1 protein-coding gene is annotated in these 847 nt (G+C 69.1%); it reads right to left on the reverse strand.

All coding sequences use genetic code 11. The features are described from left to right. Positions 1 to 116 precede the first annotated feature (116 nt). Positions 117 to 674, reverse strand: coding sequence for an RNA polymerase sigma factor (locus LPZ50_RS25115; RefSeq protein ID WP_230665535.1), 558 nt, complete (start codon positions 672 to 674; stop codon positions 117 to 119). Positions 675 to 847: the final 173 nt, after the last annotated feature.

Below are 847 nucleotides of genomic sequence, written 5' to 3' on the forward strand. Positions count from 1 at the left end.
GGCGTCGCGCACGGCCGTATCCAGGGCCGCGTCCGGTTCGGTGCGCGGCAGCGTGCGGTACAGGGCGCGCAGGTCCAGGTCGTCGTCTTCGTCGTGCGGCGGTCGGGGGTGGGCTGTCATGCGCCTAACTCCTCGCGGATACGCTGCGTGGCATAGCGCAGGCGCGATTTCACGGTTTCGCGCGGCGCGCCGGTCACTTCGGCGATTTCTTCCAGGCTCAGGTCGTGTTCCAGGCGCAGCAGCATCGCGTGGCGTTGCTCATCGGGCAGCCGCTCGATGGCCAGCTGCAGCCGCCGCCGTGTCTGGAATTCGGATAGTTGCTGTTCGGGTTGCTCGTGCTCGGCCACCGCCAGCCTGGCCAGCGCGGCGTCGGCTTCTTGCGGACTGGCCTGCGCCGGTTGGCGGCGATGTGCGTCGATCAGCAGATTATGCGCGATCTGCAGCAACCAGGTGGTGAACTTTGCATGGGGTTGCCACCGTGCGCGCGCATCGATCACCCGGCTCCAGGTTTCCTGGAAAATATCGTCGGCCAGGTGCGGGTTGCGGGCGCTGCGCAGAATGTAGCGGTACAGGCCGCCTCGATGGCGCGCGTACAGTGCATCGAACGCCGCCATGTTGCCGGCGGCGCCATAGGCCTGCATCAGGGTTTCGTCGTCGGCGCCCGGGATGTCCATGGCGGCCGAGTGTATCCGTTCGGCCGCCGTTGCGCATCCGCTGGACGCCCTGGCGGCGCAGGATGAGGGCGCCGCCAGGTTCATGGAACGGCCGGCGTGCCCAGGCTGGCGGCCAGTTCGGCCAGCCCGGCCAGTTCGGTGCCCAGGCCCAGCGGGTCTGGTCCGCGGGCCTC

Origin of the sequence: Bordetella petrii (genome assembly GCF_020991325.1) — a bacterium.
Taxonomy (GTDB): domain Bacteria; phylum Pseudomonadota; class Gammaproteobacteria; order Burkholderiales; family Burkholderiaceae_B; genus Bordetella_A; species Bordetella_A petrii_E.